This window comes from Streptomyces sp. NPDC012769 (assembly GCF_042901205.1).
Taxonomy (GTDB): Bacteria; Actinomycetota; Actinomycetes; order Streptomycetales; family Streptomycetaceae; genus Streptomyces.
Genome location: NZ_JBIBCP010000004.1, coordinates 304,678 through 327,063, shown reverse-complemented (window position 1 = coordinate 327,063; position 22,386 = coordinate 304,678). Strand labels below are relative to the sequence as shown.

The window sequence follows — 22,386 nt, the reverse complement described above, 5'->3', positions numbered from 1 at the left end:
GTGACTGACAAGATCTCCAAGGACCCGGCCGCCGCACCGGCCGGGTCCGGCCCCTCGGGCACGCCCTACGAGGCGATCAAGGCCATCCCCGTACGCCACTACGGCCGCTGGGTCAGCGCTGTCGTGGTCGTGGTCCTCCTCGGGTGGCTCTTCTACGCCTTCTCCCAGGGCAACATCATCTGGGGCACGGTGTGGGACAAGCTGTTCGACACGTCGATCCTCGACGGCCTCGCGAACACCGTGATCATCAGCGTCGCCTCCATGGCGCTGGGCCTGGTCCTCGGCATCCTGTTCGCCGTCATGCGGCTCTCGAAGAACCCGGTCACCGGCGCGGTCGCGTGGCTCTACATCTGGTTCTTCCGCGGCACCCCGGTGTACGTGCAGCTGCTGGTCTGGTTCAACCTGTCGCTGATCTTCGAGTACATCAACCTCGGGCCGATCTACAAGAACGAGACCGTCGACGTCATGACGCCGTTCATGGTCGCGCTGCTCGGCCTCGGCCTCAACGAGGGCGCGTACATGGCGGAGATCGTCCGCGCCGGCATCCAGTCGGTCGACGAGGGACAGACCGAGGCGGCCCACGCGCTCGGCATGTCGCAGACGAAGACCATGGGGCGGATCGTTCTTCCGCAGGCCATGCGGGTGATCGTGCCGCCGACGGGCAACGAGTTCATCAACATGCTGAAGACCTCGTCGCTGGTCTCGGCCGTGCAGTACACCGAACTGCTGCGGGCGTCCTCGAACATCGGCTCCACGGCCGGCGCCGTGATGGAGATGCTCTTCGTCGCCTCCATCTGGTACCTGGCGCTGACCAGCGTGTTCAGCGTCGGCCAGTACTACCTGGAGCGTCGCTTCTCCCGCGGTTCCCTCCGCACCCTGCCGCCCACCCCGTGGCAGCGGGTCAAGAAGAACCTGACCACGTTCAAGCGTTCCCCGGAGGCGACCCGATGACCGGCCAGCCCATGGTCAAGGCCGAAGGCGTTCACAAGTCCTACGGCGCCGCGCACATCCTGCGCGGTATCGACCTCGAGGTGCAGAACGGCGAGGTGTTCTGCCTGGTCGGCCCGTCCGGCTCCGGCAAGTCCACCTTCCTGCGCTGCATCAACCACCTGGAGCGCATCGACGGCGGCCGGCTCTCGGTCGACGGCCAGCTCGTCGGCTACCGCCAGAAGGGCGACAAGCTCTACGAGCTGAAGGACAGCGAGGTCGCGGCCCAGCGCCGGGACATCGGCATGGTCTTCCAGCGCTTCAACCTGTTCCCCCACATGACGGCCCTGGCCAACGTGATGGAGGCGCCCATCCAGGTGAAGGGCGAGTCCAAGGCGGTGGCGCGCGAGCGCGCCGAGCGGCTGCTCGACCGGGTCGGTCTGCGCGACCGCATGGGCAACTACCCCTCGCAGCTGTCCGGCGGCCAGCAGCAGCGCGTGGCCATCGCCCGCGCGCTGGCGATGGAGCCGAAGCTGATGCTCTTCGACGAGCCGACCTCGGCTCTCGACCCGGAGCTGGTGGGTGACGTCCTGGACGTCATGCGCGATCTGGCCGAGTCGGGCATGACGATGATCGTGGTCACCCACGAGATGGGCTTCGCGCGCGAGGTGGGCGACTCCCTGGTCTTCATGGACGGCGGCGTCGTCGTCGAGTCCGGCAACCCCCGGGACGTCCTGACCAACCCGCAGCACGACCGCACCAAGGCGTTCCTGTCCAAGGTGCTGTAAGGCGTACGAAAGGGGCGGTACGGGCCAGGCCCGTACCGCCCCTTCGTCGTGGGACCGCTACTTCACGGCGAGCAGCAGGGTGTCGGAGGGCGAGGCCCAGACCGGCCGGGCCTCGCCGAAGCCCGCCGCGCGCAGGGTGTCGGCGTGCCAGCGGGGCGCGGGCATGTCGCCGTCGGCGTGCTCGCCGTAGATCTCGAAGCGGCGGGCGGTGGGGGCGGCGAGGACCGGGTCGGCGGCGGCGACGGCCCACCAGTCGGCCCAGTCGAGGACACCCTCGGCCTTCTCGCGGTCCATGCGGGCGTGGCGCTGGGCCCGCTCGGCGGCGTTGATGCGGGGAGTGGTCTCGTCGATCATGTGGTCGGCGTTCATGAAGACGCCGCCGTCACGGACAAGCCCGGCCAGCTGCCCGTAGAGGGCCGCCAGGGGTTCGCTGTGCAGCCAGTGGAGGGCGGTGGCGGTCAGGACGGCGTCGTACGAGTCGTGGGGCAGCGCGGCGGTCCAGGCGGGGTCCGTGAGGTCCGCGGTCACGAAGGTGACGCGCGGGTCTTGGGCGAAGTAGCCCTCGGCGATGGCGAGGAGCGCGGGGTCGAGGTCGACGCCGGTGCTGGTGGCCTTCGGGAACCGCCGGAGGAGCCGGTCCGTAATACTTCCCGTACCGCAGGCGAGGTCGAGGACGCGGGGCTCCGGCCCCACGAGCGCCTCGACCATGTCGAGCAACACGCGGAACCGCTCCTCGCGGTCCGGCATGTACCACTCCTGCTGGCGGTCCCAGCTCTGCTGCCAGGCCGCCCAGTCGGTTCCGGTCGTCGCCGTGTCCGTCATTGGCCCTACCCTCACCCTCGTCGTAATACCCTCGAAGGGGAAGCGTCGCTTACCCTTCCCCCGCCCTGACCCTAGCCCGCCGGAGTAAGGACTACAAGTGGAACTGGCCTATTACTCGGATTACGCCGTGCGTCTGGTCAACACCGAGGAGCCGGTCCGCGGCAAGGACTCCCTCACCTCCGTCGAGACGGTCCGCGAGCTCTTCGGCGCGGCCTCCCAGATGGCCCGGCGGGCCACGGACGCCGACGTGACCCGCTTCCGCTCGGTCCGCGCCCGGCTGCGCGCGGTCTTCACCGCGGCCGACGAGGGCGACCACACCCAGGCCGTCGACCTGCTGAACTCCCTGCTCCTGGAGTTCCCCGTCAGCCCGCAGATCTCCGGGCACGACTACCTCGACGAGGAGGGCCGGCCCCGCTGGCACATGCACCTCGCCGATCACCCGTCGAACGCGACCGCGGGCTACGCCGCCATCGCCGCGATGGGCCTCGCCTTCCACCTCACGGAGTTCGGCGCCGACCGCCTCGGCCTGTGCCAGGCCGCGCCCTGCCGCAACGCCTACCTCGACACCTCGACCAACCGCTCCCGCCGCTACTGCTCCGACCGCTGCGCCACCCGCGCCAACGTGGCCGCCTACCGGGCCCGCAAGCGCCAGGAGGCCGAGCGGACCGGCCGCACCGAGGAGAAGAGCCAGGAGAGCACCACGCCGACCGACCGCTGACGCCCGGGGGTGACGGGCCGGTACCGCGCCCGTACCCGCCCGAGCACGAGCGACGGCGGTACGACCCCGAACACCCGGCTGTCGCCCTCCGCGTCCGGGTTGTCCCCCAGCACCCACCAGCCGCCGTCCCGCCGCTCGATCAGCCGCTTCACGATGAGCAGATCCTGCTGCAGGGGATGGCGCAGCACGGCCACGTTCCCGGGCCGCAGCCGCGCCCCGTAGTGCACGAACAGCCGATCGCCGTGCAGCAGCGTGGGCACCATCGACACCCCCGTCACCTCGGCTATCCCGAACGGGGCCCCGGTCTCCTGCCCCGGCTCGCGCCCCGACTCCACCATTCGGCACCTCCGGTCCGATCGTCCACGAGTCCCATGCCGACCCTGGACTTTTGTCCTAAGCCCCAGGGGGCGCTCGCGAAATCACGCTTCTCACGGAGTAATGTCCCACCTGAGAAGACGATCACGAGGAAGGACAGCAGCATGCTCTCCCGCCTGTTTGCCCCCAAGGTGAAGGTCAGCGCCCACTGCGACCTCCCCTGCGGCGTGTACGACCCGGCCCAGGCCCGCATCGAGGCCGAGTCCGTCAAGGCCGTCCAGGAGAAGTACCAGGCGAACGAGGACCCGCACTTCCGGGCCCGCGCCACGGTCATCAAGGAGCAGCGCGCGGAGCTCGCCAAGCACCACGTCTCGGTGCTGTGGAGCGACTACTTCAAGCCCCCGCACTTCGAGAAGTACCCCGAGCTGCACACGCTCATCAACGACACCCTGAAGGCCCTGTCGGCGGCGAAGGCCTCGACGGACCCGAAGACGGGCGAGAAGGCGCTGGAGCTCATCGCCGAGATCGACCGCATTTTCTGGGAGACGAAGAAGGCCTGACCTTCCTTCCGTTCCTGCCCTGAAGGGGCCCGACCGCCTGCGGTCGGGCCCCTTCCGCGTGCGGTCAGTCCACCGGCAGCGTGTAGCGGCGCTTCTGCTTCGAAGTCGCGCCCAGGCGGTCGTAGAAGCGGATCGCGCCCTCGTTCCAGGTGGGGGTCTGCCACTGGATGTGGGTGAGGCCGAGGGCGCGGGCCTCGGTGCGGACGGCGGACATCAGGAGGGGGCCGAGGCCGTGGCCGCGGGCGGACTCCGTGAGGTAGAGGCAGTCCATGTGGAGGTACTCGGCGGCGTCCCAGGTGGAGAGCTCGGGGGCGCAGGTGGCGTAGCCGGCGAGGGTGGTGTCGGGGAGCTCGGCGACCAGGCAGCGCAGGCGCGGGGTCGTGGGCTCGAAGAGGAGGCGGTGGAGACGGGCGGCCAGGTCGGCGGGCGGGGGCGCCGCCTTCTCGTAGGCGGCGTGCTCGGCGGCGAGTTCGGCGACCCGGTCCAGGTCCTCCGGCCGGGCGTGGCGGACGACGGCGCCGGTCATCGGACCTCCCCCTCCAGGGTGTCGGCGGCCCAGGCGGCCAGACGCCCGTCGGCCGGCCCCGTGCCGTCGAGGACGTGGCGGACGAATGCCTCGCGCTCGTGGGAGAGGACCGCGGCCTCCCAGACGCAGGGGGCGAGCCCGGCCCGCCCGGGGCGCAGGGCGTCGGGGCGGCCGGCCGGGCCGGTCCAGACGGCGAGGTCGGACATGTGGCCCTCGATCCAGGTGTGCACGAGGACGTAGTCGCCGTCACCGCCCGCGTGCACCAGCAGCACCGCGAGGCCCAGCGAGCCCCGGTGGCGGCCCGCGGCCAGGTGGTCGGCGGCCAGCGCCAGCGCGGGCGCCGCCTCCGCCTCTCCGACCGTACGGCCGGGGGCCTCGACGCCGTACGCCTTGACGCGATGGCCCGCCAGCTCCCGCACCCCCAACGGCCGCACCGTACGGGCGTGATGGCCCTTCGCCAGCGTCATGACGGCGTCCCAGCGCCCGTGATCGTTCATACCGTCATCATGCACGGCCCCGCCGTCCCGCCCGCACGCAGCCAGCGCCGGTACGGGGCGGCGCGCAGGGCCGCCTCCCGGTACGCGGCGGCCAGTTCCGCGTACGGTCGGTCGAGCGGCACGCCCGGTGCGGCGTACAGCAGCAGCCGTACGGCCAGCGGGTCGCCGAGCAACGGGCGGACGGCCATGTCGTCGCGCCCGCCCGAGGTGGGCTGGCAGGGGGCGACGGCCTCGCCGAGGACGATGAGCGAGGCGGCGGTGTGGTAGTCGGCGTGCAGCATCGGCGGGTCGAGGCCCGCCGCGCCCAGGACCCGCCGCAGCCCGTCCCATTCCCCGTCGACGGCCGGATCGACGGCCCACCGGTCGTGGGCGAGGTCGGCGAGCTCCACCACCTCACGCCCGGCCGCCGGGTGGTCCCGGGCCATCGAGACGAACTGCGGCTCGCGTTCGACCAGGACGCGCCCCCGCAGTCCGTCCGGGACCCGCAGCGGACAGCCCTCGACCTCGTGGACGAAGGCCACGTCCAGCTGCCCCGCGGCGACCGTGCGCAGCAGGGCGTGGGCGGAGACGTCGACGCGCAGCGCGATGTCGGTGTCGGGCATGCCCTGGCGGAGGCGGCGCAGCCAGCCCGGCAGGGCCCGGCTCGCGGTGGAGCCGACGCGCAGCGCGGGGCCGCCGGTGCGGGCGGCGGCGGCCCGGGTCTCGGTGATCAGCGCGGTCATGCCGTCGACGAGGGGGCGGGCGCGGCTGAGGACGGAGCGGCCGAGCGGGGTGGGGTGGCAGCCGGTGCGGCCGCGGGAGAAGAGCTCGGCACCGAGGGCGTTCTCGATGCGGCGCAGCTGGGTGGTCAGGGAGGGCTGGCTGACGCCGAGTTGGCGGGCGGCCTTGTGCAGACTGCCGGTGTCCGCGATGGCGCAGAGCGCCCGCAGGTGCCTCACCTCCAGCTCCATGGTCAGAGGTTAGGGCGGGGTCGCCCACCGCACCAGACGGGCGGCGAGCCCGGAGCGGGCCCGGTCCATGACGTCACGGGGCGCCAACCGCACGGTGATAGGGCCGAGTTATCGGCGGATGGCATCATTCCCCACCCGCCCCGGCTCCCCCGACACTCTCCTCAACCCCACAGGAGGAGCCCCCCATGAGACACCCGAAGATCCTCACGTCCTTACTGACCGCCGCCCTCGGTGCCGGCCTCACCCTCTCCCTCGGAGCCTCCCCGGTCGCCGCGTCCGCCGCCTCCGCCACCGCCGTCCCCACGGTGGCCTACGCCGGCTCCGCCGAGGAGGCCAAGGCCAACCAGGCGTTCTTCGAAGCCGTCGTCGCGTCGGTCGCGAAGAAGCGGGCCGCCACGCCTGGTGCCACCGCGGTCACCGTGGTCTACAGCGCCGCCAACGCGCCCACCTTCCGCACCCAGATCTCCCGCTCGGCGCAGATATGGAACAGCTCCGTCGTCAACGTCCGCCTGGTGGAGGGGTCGAACCCCGACTTCCGCTACTACGAGGGCAATGACTCCCGCGGCTCGTACGCGAGCACGGACGGGCACGGCAACGGCTACATCTTCCTCGACTACCGGCAGAACCAGCAGTACAACTCCACCCGCGTCACCGCCCACGAGACCGGGCACGTGCTCGGCCTCCCCGACCACTACAGCGGCCCGTGCAGCGAGCTGATGTCCGGCGGCGGGCCCGGCACGTCCTGCACGAACGCCTACCCGAACTCCCAGGAGCGGGCGCGCGTCGACCAGCTGTGGCGTTACGGGCTCGCCTCGGCGTTCAAGGTGGGCTGAGCGAACACGGGAAGAAGACGGGGGGCGAGGGCCTGAGCCGCGCCTCGCCCCCCGTTCTCGCCCGAGGGATGCGCGATGCGGTCAGGCGATCCGGTCAGGCCGCCTGGAGCAGCCCCCGGCCGAACTCGGTGCCCGGCGGCAGCTGGCGCCGGACCCGGCTCAGGGCCTCCTCGAAGTCACCGCCGGCGATGCCGGACTCGTAGGCCGCGCCCCCGTAGTGGAGGGTGAGGCTGAGGTCGGCCCGCTCGCCGAGGGTGAGCAGGCAGCTGAGCGTGGCCTGCTGGGTGACGCCGTCCGCGACGACGGGGAGCGGGAGGTCCCACTCCAGTACGCAGCCGGTGAGGGCCTGCCCGCCCTCGTCCGCGGCGCGCAGGGCGTCGAAGCTCGCGCCCGTGTACTCGATACCCCTGATCCGGGTGGCCACATGGCTCCCGTCGGCCGTGATGACGATCGCTTCGGCACCACGGCGGTCCCGGTACCAACCGGTCCAGACTTCTGTCGACTCCGATGACATGCGCGGACTGTAGCGGTATGACCGGCTCCGGCGCGCGGCCGGTCACCCAGGGGCCGGACTTCTCCCGGTCTCGCCATTCTTGCCGGTCACGTGCGTGGTAGTGGCTTCCGTGCCGTCGCCGACGGCGGGTCCGGGCCCGGCGGTGGGCCCGGCATCGCCGACGGGTCCGGCGGTGGGCCCGGCATCGCCGACGGGTCCGGCGGCGGGTCCGGCATCGCCGCCGGGCGCGGGTCCGGCGCCCGCTTCGAGGACCGCCTCGGGAGCCTCGTAGCGCGGGCACTCCGGGTTGGCGCACGGCTGCACCTCCCACTCCGGAACCCAGGCCCCGAGGACCTTGTGCCGCTTGGCCAGCACCTGGAGGGGCTGTCCGCAGGCCGGGCACAGATGCTTGGCCTGCGGGTCCCTCGTCGTGTGCGGAAGGTCGCCGCTCATGCCTCCAGGGTAGGGCGCGGCCCCCGTCACCGCTTCCTGGTGTACGTCCGGACCAGAACGCCGTTGTCGAAGGTCCGCACCTCGCCCAGGGTGAAGTCACGCGGGGCGAAGTCCGCACCGAACATCGGCATTCCGGAGCCGAAGACCTGCGGATAGGTCTTGATGACCAGCTCGTCGATCTCCTCGATGAGCTCGCCCGCGATGGTCGAGCCGCCGCAGAGCCAGATGTCGAGCGGGCTGTCCTCGGCCTTCAGCTCGCGGATGCGGCCGACGAGGTCCTCGGCGATCAGCTCGACGTTGGGGTCGGGCGACTCCGTCAGCGAGCGGGTCGCAACGAGCTCCCGCAGGTGGGCGTACGGGCTGGTGATGCCGATGTCCAGGCCGAGGCGGTACGAGTTCAGGCCCTGGAGCACCGTGTCGTAGTGGCGGTTGGGCGTACCGGGCTCGACACCCAGGACCGGCCACCCGTGGGCGGCGATCGTCTCCGGGTACTCCGTCTTCAGGTACTCCAGGAATTCCCCGGCCACGTACGCGTACGTGGACGTGGCATCGCCCTTCGGGTCGCCGATGAAGCCGTCGATCGAGCAGGCGATGAAGTAGGTGAGCTTGCGCAAACCGGATCTCTTTCGGTAGGAGGCGTGGCCGCATCGACCACTGCGCACATAGTGCTCTACCCGTAGTGGTTGCGCAAGCCCCTTTCGCACATGAATTCGCGCGTCAGCGACTCCGCCGCGTCACGAACTCCGCGAGCGCCAGCAGGTCCCCGGCCGCCGACAGGTCCGGCACCGCCCGGGAGAGCTGCTCCACCGCGCGCGCCATCCGCTCCGCCGCCTGGTGCTGTGCCCAGTCCCGGCCGCCCGCCCGCTCCACCGCGTCGGCCGCCGCGCGCACCGCCTCGGGGTCGAGGACCGGGCGGGCGTACAGCGCGGCCAGCTCCTCCCCCGCCGGGGTCCCGGAGGCCAGCGCCGCCACCACGGGGAGCGACTTCTTGTGGGCGACGAGGTCGGCGCCGGCCGGCTTGCCGGTCCGCCCCGGGTCGCCCCAGATGCCGATCAGGTCGTCGATCAGCTGGAACGCGAGACCGGCCTCCCGGCCGAAGGCGTCCAGCGCCGCGACCGCCTCCTCGTCCGCCCCCGCGTACAGCGCGCCGAGCGCACAGGCACAGCCCAGCAGGGCGCCGGTCTTGGCGGTGGCCATCGCCACCACCTCGTCCAGGGAGACCTCGTGCGGCCCGCGCTGCTCGAAGGCGCAGTCCGCCTGCTGGCCCGCGCACAGCTCGATGACACAGGCGGCCAGCCGGGCCGCGGCCTCGGCGGAGGCCGGGTGGGGGTCCTCGGCGAGCAGCCGCAGCGCGAGCGCGTTCATGGCGTCGCCGGCGAGCAGCGCGTCGGGAATGCCGAACACCGTCCAGGCCGTGGGCCGGTGACGGCGGGTCGGGTCCTCGTCGACGATGTCGTCGTGGAGCAGGGTGAAGTTGTGGGCCAGCTCCACCGCCGCCGCGGCCTTCACGGCCGGTGCCGGGTCCGCGCCGAGCGCGCGGGCCGCCGCGAGCACCAGGGCGGGCCGGATGGCCTTGCCACCCTGTCCCGTGGCGGGGGTGCCGTCCGCGTGCTCCCAGCCGAAGTGGTACTTCGCGATGCGCCGTATGGATCCCGGCAGGGACTCGACGGTCGTCCGCAGCTGGGGGTCGACGACGCTGCGCGCCCGGTCCAGGAGCAGCACGGCGCCCTGTCCCGCGGTGGCGGCGTCCACGTGGGTGGTGGTCATGTTCGAAGATCACTTTCTCGCGGCGGTGCGGTCGTGCGGTTTGCGCGGCTGTCAGCCGGGGGCGGGGCACGGCCGCCCCGCCCCCGGGAGGCTGGCTCACCGCCAGCGGCTGACCTCCACGTTCTCCAGGACGCCCAGCGCGTCGGGGACCAGCACGGCCGCCGAGTAGTAGGCCGTGACGAGGTAGGAGATGATCGCCTGCTCGTCGATGCCCATGAAGCGGCACGACAGGCTGGGCTCGATCTCGTCCGGCAGGCCGGGCTGGTGCAGGCCGATCACGCCCTGCTCGGACTCGCCCGTGCGCATGCAGATGATGGACGTGGTGCGGGCTTCGGAGACCGGGATCTTGTTGCACGGGTAGATCGGCACCCCGCGCCAGGTCATGATCCGGGTGCCACCGACGTCGATCGTCTCGGCGACCAGACCGCGCTTGCTGAGCTCCCGGCCGAAGGCCGCGATGGCGCGCGGGTGCGCCAGGAACATCTTGGAGCCGCGCCGGCGGGACAGCAGCTCGTCCATGTCGTCCGGTCCGGGCACGCCGTCGTGGGGCTGGAGGCGCTGCCCGTAGTCGCAGTTGGCGAGGAGACCGAACTCCCGGTTGTTGACCAGCTCGTGCTCCTGGCGCTCGCGCAGCGCCTCGACCGTGAGCCGCAACTGCTGCTCGGTCTGGTTCATCGGCTGGTTGTAGAGGTCGGCCACGCGCGTGTGGACCTTCAGCACGGTCTGGGCGACGCTCAGCTCGTACTCGCGCGGGGAGGCGTCGTAGTCCACGTAGGTGTGCGGGACGACGGCCTCGCCGACATGGCCGGCGGAGAGGTCGATGGCCGCCTCGCCGTACTTGTTGGTGCGCTGGTGGGACAGCGCGGCGTACTCCGCGAGGTGGCCGGCGAGCGAGCCGGCCCGCTCGGCGAGGTTGAGCACGTCGGCCCGGCTGAGCTCCAGGACCGTACAGGCGGTGGCGGCGCGGGCGGTCCACTCCCAGGTGGCGTCCGCGCTGACGAGCGAGGCGTCGCCGAAGTGGGCGCCGTCGGCGAGGACGCCGAGGACGGTCTCGTCCCCGTAGGGTCCCTCGCCGACCTGCTCGACCTTTCCGTGGGCGAGCAGGTGGACCCGGTCGGTGGTCTCGCCGCGGACGGCGATGACCTCGCCCGCCGCGTACTCCCGCTGGCGGCAGCGGGCGGCCAGCTCCGTGAGGGCGTCCTCGTCCTCGTAACCGCGCAGGGCGGGGAGCTCGCCGAGCTCGGCGGGGATGACCGCGACCCGCTCGCCGGTCTGCACGAAGGTGACGCGGCCGTCACCCACGGAGTAGCTGAGCCTCCGGTTCACCCGGTACGTGCCACCCTGCACCTGCACCCACGGCAGCGTCCGCAGCAGCCACCGGGAGGTGATCTCCTGCATCTGCGGGGCCGACTTGGTGGTGGTCGCGAGGTTCCGCGCGGCGGCGGTCCCGAGACTCTGCTGCGGGGCCGCCTGGCCCGCGCGGACCTCGTCGCCAACCGAACCAACGGACATGGAACTCCCTCTCGATACGACAAACCTGCGAGAGGAAGCCTTTCAGCACGGAGTGTGTCCGCGCCATTACACAAAAGAGTGGGAGTTGACGGTGTTCCCCTGGGCATGGCGCACGATTTCCCACTCGAACAGCGCATGCGCGACCCCTCCCACCTCACCCGTTTCCCCAGTTTTGTCCGGATCGGCTCGCACACGGTCCGAACGGATGGCAGCGGAGTCGATCCCTCCGGTACTCCGGTGGGACCGCGATCCCCTCCCTGAAAGGAGCCGGTCATGGCCTCACCCATGTCCGCGAGCCGCTTCCTCGCCGCGCTGCGCGACGAGGGTCTGACGGTCGTCGAGGTCGGCGACTGGCGTACCCACAACCGCAACCACAAGGGCCCCTGGGGCCCCGTGCACGGCGTGATGATCCACCACACCGTCACCAGGGGCACCAGCAACACCGTCCGCATCTGCAGGGACGGCCACGGCGGCCTGCCCGGGCCGCTGTGCCACGGCGTCATCGCCAAGGACGGCACCGTCCACCTGGTCGGCTACGGCCGCGCCAACCACGCCGGCCTCGGCGACGACGAGGTGCTGCGGGCGGTCATCGCGGAGCAGGGCCTGCCACCGGACAACGAGGCCACCACCGACGGCAACCGCCACTTCTACGGCTTCGAGTGCGAGAACCTCGGCGACGGCGAGGACCCGTGGCCCAAGGCACAGCTGGACGCCATCGCCAAGGCCGCCGCCGCGGTCTGCCGGGTGCACCGCTGGACCCAGCGCTCGGTCATCGGCCACCTGGAGTGGCAGCCGGGCAAGGTCGACCCGCGCGGCTTCACCATGGCGTCGATGCGGGAGCGGGTCGCCGACCTGCTGCGCTGACCCCCGCAGGGGCGGCGAGAATGGCCGGGTGAACGCGTTCGATCCCGCCCGCCTGCGGCCCCGGCTCCCTTCCCCCCTGGAGCCGGCCGAGGACGAGCGCTTCACCCGGCACGGCCTGACGCTGCTGCTCAAGCGGGACGACCTGATCCACCCCGACCTGCCCGGCAACAAGTGGCGCAAGCTCGCCCTCAACCTGCGGGAGGCCGGCGGGCGGCCCGTGCTCACCTTCGGCGGCGCCTACTCCAACCACCTGCGGGCGACGGCCGCCGCCGGCCGGCTCCTCGGCTTCCCCACGATCGGCGTCGTGCGCGGCGACGAGCTGGCCGGCCGGCCCCTCAACCCGTCCCTCGCGCGCTGCGCGGCGGATGGCATGCGGCTGGTGTTCGCCGACCGCGCCACGTACCGCGCGAAGCACGAACCCGGCGCCCTGGCCCGCCTCCTGGCGCTGGCCGGCGCGCCCGAGGACGTCTACGTGGTCCCCGAGGGCGGCAGCAACGCGCTCGCCGTCCACGGCTGCGTGGAGCTGGGCCGCGAACTGAACGGGAAGGCCGATGTCGTCGCGGTCGCCTGCGGCACCGGCGGCACCCTCGCGGGCCTCGCCGCCGGCTTCGACGGCAGGACCATGGGCGTCCCGGTCCTCAAGGGCGGCTTCCTCGGCCGGGAGGTCCGCGCCCTCCAGGAGACGGCTTTCGGCGGGCCGCGCGGCGACTGGCGGCTCGACGAGCGCTTCCACTTCGGCGGCTACGCCCGTACGACCCCGGAACTCGACGCCTTCGCACAGGACTTCGGCACGCGGCATGGACTCGCCATCGAGCGACTGTATGTGGCCAAAATGCTGTACGGGCTGGCCACGCTGGCCCAGGAGGGCGCCTTCGCCCCCGGCACCCGCGTCGCGGCCGTCGTCACCGGTGCGCCCGAGCCGCCCGCGCCACCTCCGGTGCCGGAGCCTCAGGCGGACTCCTCCCGGTAGGCGGCGGCCTCCTCCAGGTCGAGGCGGCGCAGCAGGGTGCGCATCATCTCGTCGTCGATGCGGCGGGCGTCGCGCAGGCGTACGAACACCTCGCGCTCGGCGTCGATCATCTCCCGGGCGAGCCGGCGATAGGTGTCGTCGGCGGTCTCGCCGGTGAGCTCGTTGACGGCGCCGAGCCGCTCCCAGACGGCGTTGCGGCGCCGTTCCAGGACGGTGCGGAGCCGGTCGGCGAGGGGCTGCGGCAGGGCGTTGCGCTCGTCGGCGAGGAGGGCGTCGAGCCGTTCCTCCGCCGCCCGGGACGCCTCGCTCTGGGCCTGCGCCTCGGCGAGGGTCTCCTGGTAGCGGTCGCGTCCGGGCAGCTTCAGGACCCGGATGAGGGGCGGCAGGGTGAGGCCCTGGACGACGAGGGTGCCGATCACGGTGGTGAAGGTGAGGAAGAGGACCAGGTTCCGGGCCGGGAACGGCTCTCCGTCGGTGACGACGGGGATGGAGAAGGCGATGGCCAGCGAGACGACCCCGCGCATGCCGGCCCAGCCGACGACCAGCGGCGCCCTCCAGTCCACTCCGGGCTCGCGCTCCCTGACGCGTGCGGACATCCAGCGGGGCAGGAAGGTGGCGGGGTAGACCCAGACGAAGCGGACGACGACCACGGCGACGAAGACCCCGGCCGCGTACCAGGCGGCCTCCCCCACCCCGTACCGGCCGAGGCCCTGGACGACGTACGGCAGCTGGAGGCCGATCAGCGCGAAGACGGCGGACTCCAGGACGAAGGCGACCATCTTCCACACCGCCTCCTCCTGGAGGCGGGTGGCGAAGTCGACCTGCCAGTTCTTGTGGCCGAGGGCGAGGCCGACCACGACGACGGCGAGCACGCCGGAGGCGTGGACCTCCTCGGCCGCCGCGTAGGCGATGAAGGGGATGAGGAGGGAGAGCGTGTTCTGGAGCAGTGCCTCGCGCAGCCGCAGGCGGAGCCAGTGGATGGGGAGCATCAGGATCAGGCCGACGCCGATGCCGCCGATCGCGGCGAGGGCGAACTCGCCGATGCCGCCCGACCAGCTGATGCCCTCGCCCACGGCGGCGGCGAGGGCGACCTTGTAGGCGGTGATGGCGGTGGCGTCGTTCACCAGGGACTCGCCCTGGAGGATCGTGGTGATCCGGTTCGGCAGGCCGAGCCTGCGCGCGATGGCGGTGGCGGCCACCGCGTCCGGCGGGGCGACGACCGCGCCCAGGACGAGCGCGGCGGTCAGCGGCAGGTCGGGCACGAGGACGTACGCGAGCCAGCCCACGGCGACCGTCGCGAACAGCACGTAGCCGACGGAGAGCAGGGCGACGGGCCGGATGTTGGCGCGCAGATCGAGGTACGAGGAGTCGACGGCGGCCGTGTAGAGCAGAGGGGGCAGGATCAGCGGCAGCACGATGTGCGGGTCGAGGGTGTAGTCGGGCACGCCGGGCACGTAGGAGGCGGCGAGGCCGACGGCGACCAGGAGCAGCGGCGCCGGCACCGGGGTCCTGCGGGCGAAGCCCGCCACGGCGGCGCTCGCCGCGACCAGCGCCACCAGTTGCAGTGCGTCCATGCCCGGTCCCGTCCTGTGCCCCGTACGTCACTCCTGTCGCAACGTAACCTGGCCATCATGAGCGAGTGTCCGCACGTTGCCGAAATGCCGCACCCCGAGCCCGCCCCGCTGCACGACACCTGTCCGGAGTGTCTGGCGGACGGGACGCACCCGGTCCAGCTGCGGCTGTGTCTCAGCTGCGGACACGTGGGCTGCTGCGACTCCTCGGCGGGGCGGCACGCGACGGCGCACTTCACCGCCACCGGCCACCCGGTGATGCGGACCTTCGAGCCGAACGAGCGCTGGCGCTGGTGCTTCGTGGACGGTTCGATCGTCTGACGGTTGGGTACGTCACCCCTCCGCGGGTTCTCCGCGGCCGCCGGGGCGTGTCCTTCGGGTCAGGTCCTGCGGGGGGCGGTCCGTCCGGTCCCCCGGCGACACGGCGGGACGGATCGCGATAGCGTCTCGGCGGACTGCGCAACCGACTGCGTACCGCCTGGTTCGGGGGCTTCCTCCTCGGACCCCGAAAGAGCTTGTGCCACCTTGGAGGTGAGGGTGTCCCAGATCGCAGGCGAGCCCGGGACCCAGGACTTCGTGGAAGTCCGGCTGCCCGCTGCGGGTGCCTACCTGTCCGTGCTGCGTACGGCCACGGCCGGTCTCGCGGCGCGTTTGGACTTCACCCTCGACGAGATCGAGGACCTGCGGATCGCCGTCGACGAGGCGTGCGCGATCCTGCTCCAGCAGGCCGTGCCGGGGTCGGTGCTGAGCTGCGTCTTCCGGCTGGTCGACGACTCGCTCGACGTCACGGTCTCGGCTCCGACGACGGACGGCCGGGCCCCCGAGCGGGACACCTTCGCCTGGACGGTGCTCTCGGCACTGGCCGGGAAGGTGGAGTCGTCCGTGGCGGAGGACCGGACGGTCTCCATCAGCCTGTACAAACAGCGCGGCGCGGGGCCAGGCCCGGCGTGAGGAGCGGGGACGCGACGGCCGGCATCCCTGAGCAGCAGGCACGGCCGCATCCGGAGCCGGCGACCGGGGCGGTCCCGGTCGAGACCGGAGTCGAGGTCGCTACGGATCACGCGGAGCAGGCGGACCAGATGAGCGAGCACGAGCAGCACGAAGCGGTTCCCGCGGGCCCCGCGGCCCCGGCGGGCCCGGCCGGTCCGGCCGCCACCCGCGCCGGGCGGGAGGTCCCCGCGGTGTCCGCGGCCCCGGCGGTCCCCGAGGGCCCCGAGGGCCCCGCCGACGCCGGTGTCACGGAGAGTGACGAGTCCCAGGAGGCCTCCGAGGCTCATGAGGTCGAGGAGGCTCCCGAGGTCCCTGTCGTGCCCGACCCGCACGACCGCAGCGGGGCGCGGGCGCTCTTCGTGGAGCTGCGCGGCCTTCCCGAGGGCTCGCCGGAGAAGGCGGCGCTGCGCGACCGGCTGGTGCGGATGCACCTGCCGCTGGTGGAGCACCTGGCCCGGCGCTTCCGCAACCGTGGCGAGCCGCTGGACGACCTGACGCAGGTGGCGACGATCGGCCTGATCAAGTCGGTGGACCGGTTCGATCCGGACCGCGGGGTGGAGTTCTCGACGTACGCGACCCCGACGGTCGTCGGCGAGATCAAGCGCCACTTCCGTGACAAGGGCTGGGCGGTACGGGTGCCCCGGCGGCTCCAGGAGCTGCGGCTGTCGCTGACCACGGCGACGGCGGAGCTGTCGCAGCAGCACGGGCGCTCACCGACGGTGCACGAGCTGGCGGAGCGGCTCGGGATCTCGGAGGAGGAGGTCCTGGAGGGCCTGGAGTCGGCGAACGCCTACTCGACGCTCTCCCTGGACGTGCCGGACACGGACGACGAGTCGCCGGCGGTCGCGGACACGCTGGGCGCGGAGGACGAGGCGCTGGAGGGGGTCGAGTACCGGGAGTCGCTCAAGCCGCTCCTGGAGGACCTCCCGCCGCGCGAGAAGCGGATCCTGCTGCTGCGCTTCTTCGGGAACATGACCCAGTCGCAGATCGCGCAGGAGGTCGGCATCTCGCAGATGCACGTCTCCCGGCTGCTCGCCCGGACGCTGGCGCAGCTCCGGGAGAAGCTGCTCGTCGAGGAGTAGCCCCCATGGCCTCGCGTGACCCGGCGGGGTTACGCGGGGCCCCACCCGGGGACGCGGGTGACGCGGGTGACGCGAGTCAGGCGGTGTCCTGGCCGGGGCGCCTGATGCCGAGGGCCTCGGTCGTGGACGGGCTGACCAGCAGGACCAGGCCGGTCACGGCGAGGACCGCGAGGGCGATGCCGGCCGGGATCATGACGCTGTTCGCCTGGAGCAGCTGCCAGGCGACCGGCAGCGCGAGGATCTGGGTGATGACCGCGGGGCCGCGGCTCCAGGAGCGGCGCAGCCACAGGCCGCGGGCGGCGGCGAGCGGGATCAGCCCGAGGGCGGCCAGGGTGGCGCCGCCCATGAGGCCCGAGGTGAGGTCGTCGGGCCGGTCGGCGAGAACGGCCACCAGCATGTAGAGGCCGCCGGCCAGAAGGGCGAGGCCCTCGACGCCGGCCACCGCGGCGGCGGCCGTGAGGCGCCCGGGACGGGGAGTCTGCTCCGTACTGCTCATGCAGGCAGGGTAGCCGGGGCCGGCCCGCCGACGGGTGGCCCGGGCCGGGACAGGGCCCGCCCGAGAGCGGGTGGCCCGGGCCGGGACAGGGCCCGCCCGAGAGCGGGTGGCCCGGGCCGGGACAGGGCCCGCCCGAGAGCGGGTGGCCCGGGCCGGGACTGGGCCCGGTACCACCGGGTAGGTACGCTGGCGACCATGCGCGCGCTTCTCGTGGTCAACCCGGCAGCCACCACCACCAGTGCCCGCACCCGGGATGTGCTGATCCACGCGCTCGCCAGCGAGATGAAGCTGGAGGCGGTGACGACCGAGTACCGGGGCCACGCCCGTGACCTGGGACGACGGGCCGCCGAGGCGGACGACGTCGACCTGGTGGTGGCGCTCGGCGGTGACGGCACCGTCAACGAGGTGGTCAACGGGCTGCTGCACGCGGGACCCGATCCGGACCGCCTGCCGGGGCTGGCGGTGGTGCCGGGCGGCTCGACCAATGTGTTCGCGCGGGCGCTGGGTCTGCCGAACGACGCGGTGGAGGCGACGGGCGCGCTGCTCGACGCGCTGCGTGAGCGGCGGGCACGGACGGTGAGCCTGGGGCTCGCGTCCGGGACGCCGGGCACGGAGGACGAGGGGGTGCCGGAGCGCTGGTTCACCTTCTGTGCCGGGTTCGGGTTCGACGCGAGTGTGATCGGACGGGTCGAACAGCAGCGGGAGCGGGGCAAGCGTTCGACGCACGCGCTCTATCTGCGTCAGGTGGTGCGGCAGTTCCTGGGCGAGCAGAACCGGCGGCGCGGGACGATCACCCTGGAGCGGCCGGGTGAGGATCCTGTGGAGGATCTCGTCCTGTCCATAATCTGCAACACCTCTCCCTGGACCTACCTGGGGAATCGTCCGGTGTACGCGTCGCCGGAGGCGTCCTTCGAGACGGCCCTCGACGTGCTCGGACTGAGCCGTCTCTCGACCCCCGCGGTGGCCCGGTACGCCACCCAGCTGCTCACTTCCACACCGGAGCGCGGGCCGCACGGCAAGCACGCGCTGACCCTGCACGATCTGACCGACTTCACCTTGCATTCGAAGGTCCCGCTCCCCCTTCAGATGGACGGTGACCATCTGGGACTGCGAACGAGCGTGACGTTCACAGGCGTACGCCGTGCACTGCGTGTGATTGTGTGACCAGAAGGACCGAAAGTCCTTCTACTCGAACGTTTAGGCTGCCATCCACCCCCCAGAAGTACGGCTGTGACCGAGCCGACACCGAGGAATCAAAAAAAACTTTCCAGAAGGGGTTGTATCCGCTGCCGAGGTTTGCGAGTCTCTTCTTGGCGATCGGGACGGCCCGCAAGACCGGCCTCCACTGAGAGCCAGAACCCCTCCTCAAACCCAGGACCACACCAGTTCACCTGGCAGTCGGCCCTTCCCTTGCGGGGGGATTCGTGAAAGCGTTCACATTCACAAGCAACCTGCACGTAATACCAAGAGAGGTAGCAGCCATGGACTGGCGTCACAACGCCGTTTGTCGTGAGGAAGACCCCGAGCTGTTCTTCCCCATCGGCAACACCGGTCCTGCGCTGCTGCAGATCGAGGAAGCCAAGGCCGTCTGCCGCCGCTGCCCCGTCATGGAGCAGTGCCTGCAGTGGGCGCTCGAGTCCGGCCAGGACTCCGGCGTCTGGGGTGGCCTCAGTGAGGACGAGCGCCGCGCGATGAAGCGTCGCGCCGCCCGCAACCGGGCGCGCAACGCCAGCGCCTGAGCCACCTGCACAGCCTGAGGCCCGCGGCGCGTACACCGCGTACGCAATCACCGCCCCCGAGCCGCAGCGCGCAGCAGTAACCCACAGCATTCGAGCCCCGGACCGATTCCCTTCGGTCCGGGGCTCGCTGCTGTGGAGCGCCGAACTCCCCCTCCGCCGCCGCTACTTCTGCGGGTGTACGGGGATGTCGAGGACAACCCGGGTGCCGCGCTCGGCGCCGGGCTGCATGTCGAAGCTGCCGCCGAGCTCGCCCTCGACGAGCGTCCGCACGATCTGCAGACCGAGGTTGCCGGCGCGCTGCGGGTCGAAGCCCTCCGGCAGTCCCCCGCCGTCGTCCTTGACGGTGATGAGGAGCCGGGCGTCGGCGCGGGGTTCGCCGCGGACGGCGGTGACCTCGACCGTGCCCTGCTCGCCCGGAGGGAAGGCGTGCTCCAGCGCGTTCTGCAGGATCTCGGTGAGGACCATGGAGAGCGGGGTGGCGACCTCGGCGTCGAGGATGCCGAAGCGGCCGTTGCGCCGGCAGGTCACCTTGCCCGGTGAGATCTCCGCCACCATCGCGATCACCCGGTCGGCGATCTCGTCGAACTCGACCCGCTCGTCCAGGTTCTGGGAGAGCGTCTCGTGCACGATGGCGATCGAACCGACGCGCCGCACGGCCTCGTTGAGGGCCTCGCGACCGCCCTCGGAGTCCATCCGGCGGGCCTGGAGGCGGAGCAGCGCGGCCACCGTCTGGAGGTTGTTCTTCACCCGGTGGTGGATCTCCCGGATGGTGGCGTCCTTGGTGATCAACTCGCGCTCGCGGCGGCGCAGTTCCGTGACGTCCCGGAGCAGGACGAGCGAACCGATGCGGGTGCCCTTGGGCTTGAGCGGGATCGCTCGCAGCTGGATGACCCCGCCGTTGCCCTCGACCTCGAACTCGCGGGGGGCGTAGCCGGAGGCCATCTTGGCCAGCGCCTCGTCCACCGGGCCGCGGGAGGGAGCGAGTTCTGCGGTGATCTGGCCGAGGTCCTGGCCGACCAGGTCGGCGGCGAGGCCCAGTCGGTGGTACGCGGAGAGAGCGTTGGGCGAGGCGTACTGGACGACGCCGTCGGCGTCGAGCCGGATCAGTCCGTCGCCGGCCCGCGGCGAGGAGTCCATGTCCACCTGCTCCCCGGGGAAGGGGAAGGAACCGGCGGCGATCATCTGGGCCAGGTCGGAGGCGGACTGGAGGTAGGTGAGCTCCAGCCGGGACGGGGTCCGCACGGTGAGCAGGTTGGTGTTGCGGGCGATGACGCCGAGGACGCGGCCCTCACGGCGTACGGGGATGGACTCGACCCGGACCGGGACCTCCTCGCGCCACTCGGGGTCGCCCTCGCGCACGATCCGGCCCTCGTCGAGGGCGGCGTCCAGGAGCGGGCGGCGGCCGCGCGGAACCAGGTGGCCGACCATGTCGTCCTGGTAGGAGGTGGGCCCGGTGTTCGGCCGCATCTGGGCGACGGAGACGTACCGGGTACCGTCCAGGGTGGGCACCCACAGGACGAGGTCGGCGAAGGAGAGGTCGGAGAGCAGCTGCCACTCCGACACCAGCATGTGGAGCCAGTCGAGGTCCGACTCGCTCAGGGCGGTGTGCTGGCGTACGAGGTCGTTCATGGAGGGCACGTGTGCGAGCGTACCCGCGGAATTAACAGGCGGTGAACCTGGATCTCCGGGCCTCCGTGTTGGAGGATGGGCCCGGTACGACCGCTGTCGCATGGATGGACAGACGAGAATGGTCTAGTCCACAATGCATTCCATGGAACCTCCATCCTCCCCGCACAGGAGGGTGGAACGAGGTACCCGGCGCTCTCTGCCCTGACTGCGTCGAGACCTCCCACACGGCCGAGGGACCGCACACCCCCGGCCGGGCAACTCCGGGCTGCGGTGCCGGACGGGTTGAGGGTCCCGTCGGGCGCCGCGGCCCGCGGGTGTTTCCGGGGCCGGTCAGGCCCCCCGCTCCGGGTCGGGCCAGGCCCGCATCGCCGCCTCCGCCACGGCCGTCAGCTCCTCTTCCGTCGCCCCGTCGCGGGCCTGCTGGGACATGCCCTGGAGGACCGCGCCACTGAAGCGGGCGAGGGCGCGGGCGTCGGTGCCGGCGGGGAGCTCGCCCGCTTCGACGTCCCGGCGGATGCGCTCCTCGAAGAAGGCCAGGTTGGCGTTGCGCCGGGCCCGCAGGGCGCCCTCGACCTCGGGGGTCGAGCAGTTGATCGCGGCGGAGATCATCAGGCAGCCGCGGGGGTGGGCGGGGTCGGTGTACTCCCCCGCCGCCTCGCGGAGCATCCGGCCGACGGCCGCGCGGGCGGTCGGCTCCTCGGCGAAGGCCCGCCCGCCGAAGGCTCCGTACGACCCCGCATAGGCCGCGACGACCTCCTCGAACAGCGTCTTCTTGTCACCGAAGGCCGCGTAGAGGCTCGGCGCGCTGATGCCCATGACGCGGGTGAGGTCGGAGACGGAGGTGGTCTCGTACCCGTGCTCCCAGAAGGCCATCGTCGCCCGCTCCAGGGCGGTGGCGCGGTCGAAGGAGCGGGGGCGGCCGCGCTGTCTCGTGGTCATGGGGAAATTCTATAGCGGCCACTACGGAAGGTGGGGTACGGTTCTTTTCGTAACGACCGCTACATAAGTGGAGGGGGGCGTCGTCATGGGCGCGCTCAAGGGGAAGACGGCACTGGTGACGGGCGCGAGCCGGGGCATCGGACGGGGGATCGCCGAGCGTCTCGGGCGCGACGGCGCGCGGGTCGCCGTGCACTACGGGAGCAACGAGGCGGCCGCGAAGGAGACGGTCGCCGCGATCGAGGCGGCGGGCGGCGAGGCCTTCGCCCTCGGGCAGGAGCTGGGGGTGCCGGGGGACGCGGAGGCGCTGTGGGCGGCCTTCGACGCCCACGCGGACGGCCTGGACATCCTGGTGAACAACGCGGGGATCGGGGCCACGGCACCCTTCGCCACGATCGGCGAGGAGGAGTACGAGCGGATCTTCGCGGTCAACACCAAGGCGCCGTTCTTCCTGGCGCGGCTGGGCGCGGAGCGACTGCGCGACGGGGGCCGGATCGTGAACGTGTCGACCGGCCTCACGCACGCGGCGATGATGCCGGACCTGATCGCGTACGCGATGTCGAAGAGCGCGCTGGACGTGTTCACGCGCTATCTGTCGAAGGTGCTGGGCTCCCGCGGGATCACGGTCAACGCGGTGGCGCCGGGCATCGTGGACACGGACATCAACGCGGGCTGGCTGCGGGGGAACGAGGAGGCCTGGGCCGGGGCGGCGGCGATGTCGGCCCTGGGCAAGGTCGGCACCCCGGAGGACATAGCCGACGTGGTGGCCTTCCTGGCCTCCCACGACGGGCGCTGGGTGACGGGGCAGTGGATCGACGCCACGGGCGGCTCGCTGGCCTGACGGGAGAAGGGTAGGGGCGGGGTTCGAGTGGCTGGGGAGGCGGGTGCGGCCGACGATGGGAAGAGCCCGTCCCGCGGGCCGGAACGGCATGGGCGGACGGCCCTCGC

Annotated in this window: 27 protein-coding genes; 13 read left to right on the top strand and 14 right to left on the bottom strand. The window is 72.1% G+C overall.

From position 1 onward, the window contains the following. Positions 1–951, top strand: coding sequence for an amino acid ABC transporter permease (locus tag ACFY7C_RS22830; RefSeq protein WP_389653611.1), 951 nt, complete (start codon positions 1–3; stop codon positions 949–951). After that, positions 948–1,715 (top strand): amino acid ABC transporter ATP-binding protein, encoded by a 768-nt coding sequence (locus ACFY7C_RS22825; protein ID WP_389653608.1) that lies wholly within the window; start codon positions 948–950, stop codon positions 1,713–1,715. The genes ACFY7C_RS22830 and ACFY7C_RS22825 overlap by 4 nt, the downstream gene beginning before the upstream one ends. 57 nt (positions 1,716–1,772) lie before the next feature. On the opposite strand, the gene ACFY7C_RS22820 is transcribed toward ACFY7C_RS22825, so the two are convergent. Further along, positions 1,773–2,537, bottom strand: coding sequence for a class I SAM-dependent methyltransferase (locus ACFY7C_RS22820; RefSeq protein ID WP_389653606.1), 765 nt, complete (start codon positions 2,535–2,537; stop codon positions 1,773–1,775). A gap of 97 nt (positions 2,538–2,634) precedes the next feature. Between ACFY7C_RS22820 and ACFY7C_RS22815 the strand changes: the two genes are divergently transcribed. Continuing rightward, positions 2,635–3,255: a CGNR zinc finger domain-containing protein gene (locus tag ACFY7C_RS22815; RefSeq protein WP_389653603.1), complete on the top strand. Its 621-nt coding sequence runs from the start codon at positions 2,635–2,637 to the stop codon at positions 3,253–3,255. On the opposite strand, the gene sodX is transcribed toward ACFY7C_RS22815, so the two are convergent. Then, on the bottom strand, positions 3,168–3,593 hold the full coding sequence (sodX, locus tag ACFY7C_RS22810; RefSeq protein WP_389653600.1) for a nickel-type superoxide dismutase maturation protease: 426 nt from the start codon (positions 3,591–3,593) through the stop codon (positions 3,168–3,170). The genes ACFY7C_RS22815 and sodX overlap by 88 nt on opposite strands. A 141-nt stretch (positions 3,594–3,734) precedes the next feature. On the opposite strand from sodX, the gene sodN reads away from it, so the two are divergent. Continuing rightward, on the top strand, positions 3,735–4,130 hold the full coding sequence (sodN, locus tag ACFY7C_RS22805) for a superoxide dismutase, Ni (protein ID WP_046907284.1): 396 nt from the start codon (positions 3,735–3,737) through the stop codon (positions 4,128–4,130). A gap of 64 nt (positions 4,131–4,194) precedes the next feature. Here sodN and ACFY7C_RS22800 read toward each other — a convergent pair whose 3' ends face one another. The 3 genes from ACFY7C_RS22800 to ACFY7C_RS22790 are packed head-to-tail and all read right to left on the bottom strand — an operon-like array spanning position 4,195 to position 6,103. Beyond that, positions 4,195–4,656, bottom strand: a complete 462-nt coding sequence (locus ACFY7C_RS22800; protein WP_389653596.1) for a GNAT family N-acetyltransferase — start codon at positions 4,654–4,656, stop codon at positions 4,195–4,197. After that, entirely contained in the window at positions 4,653–5,153 is a 501-nt protein-coding gene (locus tag ACFY7C_RS22795) for a hypothetical protein (protein ID WP_389653593.1), read from the bottom strand. Before ACFY7C_RS22795 ends, ACFY7C_RS22800 begins: the two co-directional genes overlap by 4 nt. Continuing rightward, on the bottom strand, positions 5,150–6,103 hold the full coding sequence (locus ACFY7C_RS22790) for a LysR substrate-binding domain-containing protein (RefSeq protein ID WP_389653589.1): 954 nt from the start codon (positions 6,101–6,103) through the stop codon (positions 5,150–5,152). The genes ACFY7C_RS22795 and ACFY7C_RS22790 overlap by 4 nt, the downstream gene beginning before the upstream one ends. A 185-nt stretch (positions 6,104–6,288) precedes the next feature. On the opposite strand from ACFY7C_RS22790, the gene snpA reads away from it, so the two are divergent. Next, on the top strand, positions 6,289–6,936 hold the full coding sequence (gene snpA / locus ACFY7C_RS22785) for a snapalysin (RefSeq protein ID WP_389653586.1): 648 nt from the start codon (positions 6,289–6,291) through the stop codon (positions 6,934–6,936). 94 nt (positions 6,937–7,030) lie between these two features. On the opposite strand, the gene ACFY7C_RS22780 is transcribed toward snpA, so the two are convergent. From ACFY7C_RS22780 to ACFY7C_RS22760, 5 genes are all read right to left on the bottom strand, one after another. Then, positions 7,031–7,450 carry a DUF6304 family protein gene (locus ACFY7C_RS22780; RefSeq protein WP_389653583.1) on the bottom strand — a complete coding sequence of 140 codons (420 nt, stop codon included), beginning with the start codon at positions 7,448–7,450 and terminating at the stop codon, positions 7,031–7,033. A 42-nt stretch (positions 7,451–7,492) separates the two neighbouring features. Next, complete coding sequence (locus ACFY7C_RS22775) at positions 7,493–7,882, bottom strand: hypothetical protein (protein WP_389653580.1); 390 nt, start codon at positions 7,880–7,882, stop codon at positions 7,493–7,495. 26 nt (positions 7,883–7,908) lie between these two features. Next, complete coding sequence (locus ACFY7C_RS22770; RefSeq protein ID WP_389653578.1) at positions 7,909–8,496, bottom strand: dihydrofolate reductase family protein; 588 nt, start codon at positions 8,494–8,496, stop codon at positions 7,909–7,911. 103 nt (positions 8,497–8,599) lie between these two features. After that, positions 8,600–9,649 (bottom strand): family 2 encapsulin nanocompartment cargo protein polyprenyl transferase, encoded by a 1,050-nt coding sequence (locus ACFY7C_RS22765; RefSeq protein ID WP_389653575.1) that lies wholly within the window; start codon positions 9,647–9,649, stop codon positions 8,600–8,602. A 96-nt stretch (positions 9,650–9,745) separates the two neighbouring features. After that, positions 9,746–11,161, bottom strand: coding sequence for a family 2B encapsulin nanocompartment shell protein (locus ACFY7C_RS22760; RefSeq protein ID WP_389653572.1), 1,416 nt, complete (start codon positions 11,159–11,161; stop codon positions 9,746–9,748). 273 nt (positions 11,162–11,434) lie between these two features. Between ACFY7C_RS22760 and ACFY7C_RS22755 the strand changes: the two genes are divergently transcribed. Both ACFY7C_RS22755 and ACFY7C_RS22750 read left to right on the top strand, forming a co-directional pair. After that, the gene (locus tag ACFY7C_RS22755; protein ID WP_389653569.1) at positions 11,435–12,025 is read left to right on the top strand and encodes an N-acetylmuramoyl-L-alanine amidase; all 591 of its coding nucleotides are present in this window, start codon (positions 11,435–11,437) and stop codon (positions 12,023–12,025) included. A 28-nt stretch (positions 12,026–12,053) separates the two neighbouring features. Further along, positions 12,054–12,995 (top strand): 1-aminocyclopropane-1-carboxylate deaminase/D-cysteine desulfhydrase, encoded by a 942-nt coding sequence (locus ACFY7C_RS22750; RefSeq protein WP_389653566.1) that lies wholly within the window; start codon positions 12,054–12,056, stop codon positions 12,993–12,995. Here ACFY7C_RS22750 and ACFY7C_RS22745 read toward each other — a convergent pair. Further along, complete coding sequence (locus tag ACFY7C_RS22745) at positions 12,974–14,569, bottom strand: Na+/H+ antiporter (RefSeq protein WP_389653563.1); 1,596 nt, start codon at positions 14,567–14,569, stop codon at positions 12,974–12,976. The two genes, ACFY7C_RS22750 and ACFY7C_RS22745, sit on opposite strands and share 22 nt — an antisense overlap. Positions 14,570–14,626: 57 nt before the next feature. Here ACFY7C_RS22745 and ACFY7C_RS22740 point away from each other — a divergent pair, with 57 nt between their 5' ends. From ACFY7C_RS22740 to ACFY7C_RS22730, 3 genes are all read left to right on the top strand, one after another. After that, the gene (locus ACFY7C_RS22740) at positions 14,627–14,887 is read left to right on the top strand and encodes a UBP-type zinc finger domain-containing protein (protein WP_356700096.1); all 261 of its coding nucleotides are present in this window, start codon (positions 14,627–14,629) and stop codon (positions 14,885–14,887) included. Positions 14,888–15,103: 216 nt separating this feature from the next. Then, positions 15,104–15,517 (top strand): anti-sigma regulatory factor, encoded by a 414-nt coding sequence (locus tag ACFY7C_RS22735; RefSeq protein ID WP_015036094.1) that lies wholly within the window; start codon positions 15,104–15,106, stop codon positions 15,515–15,517. Then, the gene (locus tag ACFY7C_RS22730; RefSeq protein ID WP_389653560.1) at positions 15,514–16,638 is read left to right on the top strand and encodes a SigB/SigF/SigG family RNA polymerase sigma factor; all 1,125 of its coding nucleotides are present in this window, start codon (positions 15,514–15,516) and stop codon (positions 16,636–16,638) included. Before ACFY7C_RS22735 ends, ACFY7C_RS22730 begins: the two co-directional genes overlap by 4 nt. 76 nt (positions 16,639–16,714) lie before the next feature. Here ACFY7C_RS22730 and ACFY7C_RS22725 read toward each other — a convergent pair whose 3' ends face one another. Next, positions 16,715–17,134, bottom strand: coding sequence for a hypothetical protein (locus ACFY7C_RS22725; RefSeq protein WP_389653557.1), 420 nt, complete (start codon positions 17,132–17,134; stop codon positions 16,715–16,717). A 195-nt stretch (positions 17,135–17,329) separates the two neighbouring features. On the opposite strand from ACFY7C_RS22725, the gene ACFY7C_RS22720 reads away from it, so the two are divergent. Then, positions 17,330–18,298, top strand: coding sequence for a diacylglycerol/lipid kinase family protein (locus tag ACFY7C_RS22720; protein WP_389653554.1), 969 nt, complete (start codon positions 17,330–17,332; stop codon positions 18,296–18,298). Positions 18,299–18,615: 317 nt separating this feature from the next. Continuing rightward, positions 18,616–18,873: a WhiB family transcriptional regulator gene (locus tag ACFY7C_RS22715; RefSeq protein ID WP_003953983.1), complete on the top strand. Its 258-nt coding sequence runs from the start codon at positions 18,616–18,618 to the stop codon at positions 18,871–18,873. A 162-nt stretch (positions 18,874–19,035) separates the two neighbouring features. Here ACFY7C_RS22715 and ACFY7C_RS22710 read toward each other — a convergent pair whose 3' ends face one another. Continuing rightward, positions 19,036–20,502: a sensor histidine kinase gene (locus ACFY7C_RS22710; RefSeq protein ID WP_389654467.1), complete on the bottom strand. Its 1,467-nt coding sequence runs from the start codon at positions 20,500–20,502 to the stop codon at positions 19,036–19,038. A gap of 330 nt (positions 20,503–20,832) precedes the next feature. After that, complete coding sequence (locus ACFY7C_RS22705; RefSeq protein WP_389653551.1) at positions 20,833–21,441, bottom strand: TetR/AcrR family transcriptional regulator; 609 nt, start codon at positions 21,439–21,441, stop codon at positions 20,833–20,835. Positions 21,442–21,526: 85 nt separating this feature from the next. On the opposite strand from ACFY7C_RS22705, the gene ACFY7C_RS22700 reads away from it, so the two are divergent. Next, positions 21,527–22,279 (top strand): SDR family oxidoreductase, encoded by a 753-nt coding sequence (locus ACFY7C_RS22700; protein WP_389653548.1) that lies wholly within the window; start codon positions 21,527–21,529, stop codon positions 22,277–22,279. Positions 22,280–22,386: the final 107 nt, after the last annotated feature.

Bases quoted from the DNA above. Each gene is read 5' to 3' on its own strand.
- ACFY7C_RS22715 (WP_003953983.1), top strand. From the start codon at position 18,616: ATGGACTGGCGTCACAACGCCGTTTGTCGTGAGGAAGACCCCGAGCTG.
- snpA (WP_389653586.1), top strand. From the start codon at position 6,289: ATGAGACACCCGAAGATCCTCACGTCCTTACTGACCGCCGCCCTCGGT.
- ACFY7C_RS22780 (WP_389653583.1), bottom strand. From the start codon at position 7,450: ATGTCATCGGAGTCGACAGAAGTCTGGACCGGTTGGTACCGGGACCGC.
- ACFY7C_RS22700 (WP_389653548.1), top strand. From the start codon at position 21,527: ATGGGCGCGCTCAAGGGGAAGACGGCACTGGTGACGGGCGCGAGCCGG.
- ACFY7C_RS22740 (WP_356700096.1), top strand. From the start codon at position 14,627: ATGAGCGAGTGTCCGCACGTTGCCGAAATGCCGCACCCCGAGCCCGCC.
- ACFY7C_RS22790 (WP_389653589.1), bottom strand. From the start codon at position 6,103: ATGGAGCTGGAGGTGAGGCACCTGCGGGCGCTCTGCGCCATCGCGGAC.
- ACFY7C_RS22720 (WP_389653554.1), top strand. From the start codon at position 17,330: ATGCGCGCGCTTCTCGTGGTCAACCCGGCAGCCACCACCACCAGTGCC.
- ACFY7C_RS22745 (WP_389653563.1), bottom strand. From the start codon at position 14,569: ATGGACGCACTGCAACTGGTGGCGCTGGTCGCGGCGAGCGCCGCCGTG.
- ACFY7C_RS22800 (WP_389653596.1), bottom strand. From the start codon at position 4,656: ATGACCGGCGCCGTCGTCCGCCACGCCCGGCCGGAGGACCTGGACCGG.
- ACFY7C_RS22755 (WP_389653569.1), top strand. From the start codon at position 11,435: ATGGCCTCACCCATGTCCGCGAGCCGCTTCCTCGCCGCGCTGCGCGAC.
- ACFY7C_RS22825 (WP_389653608.1), top strand. From the start codon at position 948: ATGACCGGCCAGCCCATGGTCAAGGCCGAAGGCGTTCACAAGTCCTAC.
- ACFY7C_RS22760 (WP_389653572.1), bottom strand. From the start codon at position 11,161: ATGTCCGTTGGTTCGGTTGGCGACGAGGTCCGCGCGGGCCAGGCGGCC.
- ACFY7C_RS22710 (WP_389654467.1), bottom strand. From the start codon at position 20,502: ATGAACGACCTCGTACGCCAGCACACCGCCCTGAGCGAGTCGGACCTC.
- sodN (WP_046907284.1), top strand. From the start codon at position 3,735: ATGCTCTCCCGCCTGTTTGCCCCCAAGGTGAAGGTCAGCGCCCACTGC.
- ACFY7C_RS22725 (WP_389653557.1), bottom strand. From the start codon at position 17,134: ATGAGCAGTACGGAGCAGACTCCCCGTCCCGGGCGCCTCACGGCCGCC.
- ACFY7C_RS22820 (WP_389653606.1), bottom strand. From the start codon at position 2,537: ATGACGGACACGGCGACGACCGGAACCGACTGGGCGGCCTGGCAGCAG.
- ACFY7C_RS22765 (WP_389653575.1), bottom strand. From the start codon at position 9,649: ATGACCACCACCCACGTGGACGCCGCCACCGCGGGACAGGGCGCCGTG.
- sodX (WP_389653600.1), bottom strand. From the start codon at position 3,593: ATGGTGGAGTCGGGGCGCGAGCCGGGGCAGGAGACCGGGGCCCCGTTC.
- ACFY7C_RS22705 (WP_389653551.1), bottom strand. From the start codon at position 21,441: ATGACCACGAGACAGCGCGGCCGCCCCCGCTCCTTCGACCGCGCCACC.
- ACFY7C_RS22775 (WP_389653580.1), bottom strand. From the start codon at position 7,882: ATGAGCGGCGACCTTCCGCACACGACGAGGGACCCGCAGGCCAAGCAT.
- ACFY7C_RS22795 (WP_389653593.1), bottom strand. From the start codon at position 5,153: ATGAACGATCACGGGCGCTGGGACGCCGTCATGACGCTGGCGAAGGGC.